Below are 3659 nucleotides of genomic sequence, written 5' to 3'. Positions count from 1 at the left end.
CTCGCCGAGCGCACCACCACCTCGGCCCAGGAAATCACCACGATGATAGGGTCGATCCAGCAAGGCGTCGGCCAAGTGGTGAGCAGCATGGGCCAGAGCCTGGACTGCGTGGAGGGCGTGTCCGGCACCGCCGAGCAGGCGTCTAACTCGATGCGGGAGATCGAAAGCAGCGCCGACACCATCATGCGCACGATACACAGCATCACCGGCGCGCTGACCGAGCAGCGCAGCACCAGCCTGAGCCTGGCGCAGGACATGGAGAAAGTGTCGCGGATGGCGGAGGAGAACAACGCCACCGTGCAGGAACTGGCCACCACCTCCAGCCAGCTGAGCACGCTGTCCGCCAATCTGCAAAACGTGGCCACCCGCTTCCGCCTATAGCGGACAAGCCCATCTTCCCGGCTGCGTCTTTTTCCGGCGCAGCCGTTTGCTTGCCCCGCCGCCTTGGCGCGCGACAAGCTGCCAACAATATTCATGCTTCTCGCTTATAATCGCGTCCATTTCCTCCACTCATCAAACCGAGCGTTCAATGGATCCGATCCTGCTGTTCCACTCCCTGATCATGGGCCTGGTCGAGGGCATCACCGAGTTCCTGCCCATTTCGTCCACCGGCCACCTGATCCTCACTGGCGACCTGCTGGGCTTCCTCGACAAGGAAAAGCGCGACGTCTACGAGATCTTCATCCAACTGGGCGCGATGCTGGCGGTGGTGTGGGAGTACCGCCGCAAGATAGGCCATACCGTGGCCGGCGCAGTCCGTCCCGGCGGCGAACGCAACCTGCTGCTCGGCATCGTCATCGCCTTCATCCCGGCCGCCGTCGCCGGCCTGCTGTTTTCCAAACAGATCAAGGCCGTGCTGTTCAACCCGGTTTGCGTGGCGATCGCCTTCATCGTCGGCGGCTTGATCATACTGTGGGCGGAAAAGCGCGAGCATCAAGTAGCGGTGGAAACGGTCGACGATCTGAGCCTGAAAGACGCGCTGAAAGTCGGCCTGTGCCAATGCCTGGCGCTGATTCCCGGCACCAGCCGCTCCGGCGCCACCATCATCGGCGGCCTGTTCCTGGGCCTGTCGCGCAAGGCGGCCACCGAGTTCTCGTTCTTTCTCGGCATCCCCACCCTGGGCGCCGCCTCGCTGTACAGCCTCATCAAGCACCGCGACGCGTTGAGCGCCGACGACATCGACGTGTTCGCCGTCGGCTTCGCCGCGTCCTTCGTGTTCGCCTTCCTCGCCATCCGCGCGCTGCTGCGCTTCATCTCGACGCACAGCTTTACGGTGTTCGCCTGGTACCGCATCGCCTTTGGCCTGATCGTGCTGGGCACTTGGTGGAGTGGCCTGGTCGAGTGGAGCGCCTGAGCGTCTGCAAGCCCTCTCAGAAACGGCCGCTGACCGCCGCGCCGGCGTAGTCCAGACAATCCTCGACGCGCCGGCGCTGCGCCTCGCCCAATTCGTCCAAGACGAAATAGCGCCAGGCTGAATGTTCAACGCTCAGCCTGGGCTCCACGCCCGGCGGCGGTTCGCAGCGAAACACGAAAGCCTGCGAGTTGTAGGCGCTGTGATAATAAACGCCGCTCAGATAACGCGGCGCCACCTCCCATCCCAGCTCCTCCCGGCATTCGCGGATCACGCATTCATGAATGGTCTCGCCCGGCTCCAGCGCGCCTCCCGGCAGGCCCCAAGCCAGATCGCCATAAGTCGCCTTCAGCAGCAGCACCCTCCCTTCGGCATCGACCATCACCGCGTGGGCGCTGAGACGGAAAGTATCTTCGAACGCCATCTCCTATTGCTTTGCCTGGCGGCTCACCCGCTCGAAGAACCCATAGATGCCGGTCTCGCTCATCCTGCGGGCATCCGCCAGCTCGCCTGCTCGCGTCGCGTAAATCACCTTGTTATCCGGCGACAGCACCACTGCGGTGGGGATCCCTTTGGCGATCGGGTGGCCGTACTCGGTGTCGATGTCGAGGTTATGATCGAAATTGCCGACGTCCACCTTCACCACCTTGAACTCGCGCGCCAGCAGCTCGGCGCTCTTGCCTCTGTTCAGCGCCGCGTCCAGCGCGCGGCAATCCGGGCACCAGTTGGCCCCCAAAATCAGCAGCACCGGCTGACGGCCTTGCTTGGCCGCGTCCAGCGTCCGACTCAACTCGGCCTTGGCGTCGGCCTGCTCGTCATACGGCAGGTCGCCCGCCAACGCGGCGGCGCTCGCCAGCCACAGCGACAATAGAATCAGCAGTTTTTTCATGGGAATTCTCCAGGGTCAGCCCAGGCTGGGCCTGCACAGCACTTCGGTTTTCACGGAATGGGCGATGAAGCATTCTGCGTGGGCGGCATGGTGCAGTTGATCCAACTGCTCGGGCGTGGGCAGCCTGTCGCCGGAAAACACGGTCCTGGGCTGCAGCGTCACCCGGGACACCCAGGCCTTGCCGGCTTCGTTCCGCCCCATCTCGCCGACGGCGACGTCGTGGTATTCGTCGACGCGGAAACCGGCGCGCGCGGCTATGTCCAGAAACCACAGCATATGGCAGCTGGACAAGGACGCGATGAAGGCCTCCTCGGGATCCACCGCGGCCGGATCCGAGTACGGCGGCGGCACCACCTGCGGCGCCGAGGAGCCGGCCACTTCCGCCCCGCCGTCAAATTTCAACAGATGCTTGCGGCTGTAGCGGCGGTCGAGAAAATCCTGATCGCCGCGCCGCCAGATCACTTCCGCCTGATGCTGCGCCATCGCGTCCGCTCCTTGTCCAATTGGTCAAAGCCGATCATAGCACGGCAATGACAAGGACATTTCACGCTCAGCGGTAGCTGGATGGCCTCAAGGCGGTTTCGCCCCACACCTCGTCCTGCTCGGCCTGCCAGCGCCGCAATGCGGCCAGATCCAGGTCTACCGGCAACAGTTGGACTCTCTCATCGGCGGCGGCCAACAAACGGCCTTGGGCATCGATCAGGCAACTGGCGCCGTCGTACTGCGGAGCCGGATAATTGCACAGCGCGACGGCGAAGCGGTTTTCCAGCGCCCGCCCGCGCAGCTGCTGCAGGCGGACATCGCCCAGTTCGGCATCCTCGCGCATCGGGCAGGCATTCGGGACCAGCACCAGTTCGGCCCCCTGCCGCATCAGCGCGCGGCCGGCTTCGGGAAACTCGCGGTCAAAGCAGATCATCGCGCCGACGCGCACCGTCTCGCCGCCAAGCGCGATGTCGGCGCAGACAAAGCCGTCGCCGCCTTGCAGCGCGGTCTCGGTGCCGTCGGTGAAATCACAGATGTGGACCTTGTCGTATTGCAGCGCCACCGATCCATCTGCGCCGTACAGGCGCAGCCGGTTGCGCAGCGCGCCGTCGCGGCGGGCGAGATAAGTGAAACCGATGGCCAGCCCCAATCCGACGGCCAACTGGGATATTTCGGCCAACATCCGTTCATCGTCGTCCCAGGCATGGGCGGCGTTCATCCGCTCCGGCGCGTAGCCGGTGGACCACATCTCGGGCAGCAGCAGCAAATGCGCGCCGTCCGCCGCCGCGGCCTCGCACCACTGCCTCAGCAGCGGCAGGCGTCCGGATGGATCGTCCGGCGCGGGCTGCTGCGCCAGGGCCAGGCGGATCACGCTCATGCCAGCGCGATCCGCACGTAGATGGGCTGGTACGGCGCGTCCTGGCTGACCTTGACCAT

The 3659-nt window shown here is 64.7% G+C and carries 6 protein-coding genes; 2 read left to right on the top strand and 4 right to left on the bottom strand.

The annotated features are described in order from the left end of the window. Together LQR33_RS23675 and LQR33_RS23670 are read left to right on the top strand one after the other, a co-directional pair. Nucleotides 1–381: methyl-accepting chemotaxis protein (locus LQR33_RS23675; protein WP_231470691.1), on the top strand; the 381-nt coding region annotated here is incomplete at its 5' end. Nucleotides 382–529: 148 nt separating this feature from the next. Then, nucleotides 530–1354, top strand: coding sequence for an undecaprenyl-diphosphate phosphatase (locus LQR33_RS23670; RefSeq protein ID WP_231470689.1), 825 nt, complete (start codon nt 530–532; stop codon nt 1352–1354). 16 nt (nt 1355–1370) lie between these two features. Here LQR33_RS23670 and LQR33_RS23665 read toward each other — a convergent pair whose 3' ends face one another. From LQR33_RS23665 to LQR33_RS23650, 4 genes are all read right to left on the bottom strand, one after another. Then, a complete protein-coding gene (locus tag LQR33_RS23665) occupies nt 1371–1775 on the bottom strand; it encodes an NUDIX hydrolase (protein ID WP_221665978.1) in 405 nt (134 codons plus the stop codon). 3 nt (nt 1776–1778) lie between these two features. After that, nucleotides 1779–2240 carry a thioredoxin family protein gene (locus tag LQR33_RS23660; RefSeq protein WP_231470687.1) on the bottom strand — a complete coding sequence of 154 codons (462 nt, stop codon included), beginning with the start codon at nt 2238–2240 and terminating at the stop codon, nt 1779–1781. 15 nt (nt 2241–2255) lie between these two features. Then, nucleotides 2256–2723, bottom strand: coding sequence for an OsmC family protein (locus tag LQR33_RS23655; protein WP_231470685.1), 468 nt, complete (start codon nt 2721–2723; stop codon nt 2256–2258). Between the two features lie 67 nt (nt 2724–2790). After that, entirely contained in the window at nt 2791–3600 is an 810-nt protein-coding gene (locus LQR33_RS23650; protein WP_231470683.1) for a carbon-nitrogen hydrolase family protein, read from the bottom strand. Nucleotides 3601–3659 lie beyond the last annotated feature (59 nt).

It is taken from the genome of Chromobacterium piscinae (assembly GCF_021129175.1).
Taxonomy (GTDB): domain Bacteria; phylum Pseudomonadota; class Gammaproteobacteria; order Burkholderiales; family Chromobacteriaceae; genus Chromobacterium; species Chromobacterium piscinae.
Note: the sequence above shows the minus strand (reverse complement) of the source record. Positions and strands in the feature narration are given on the sequence as shown.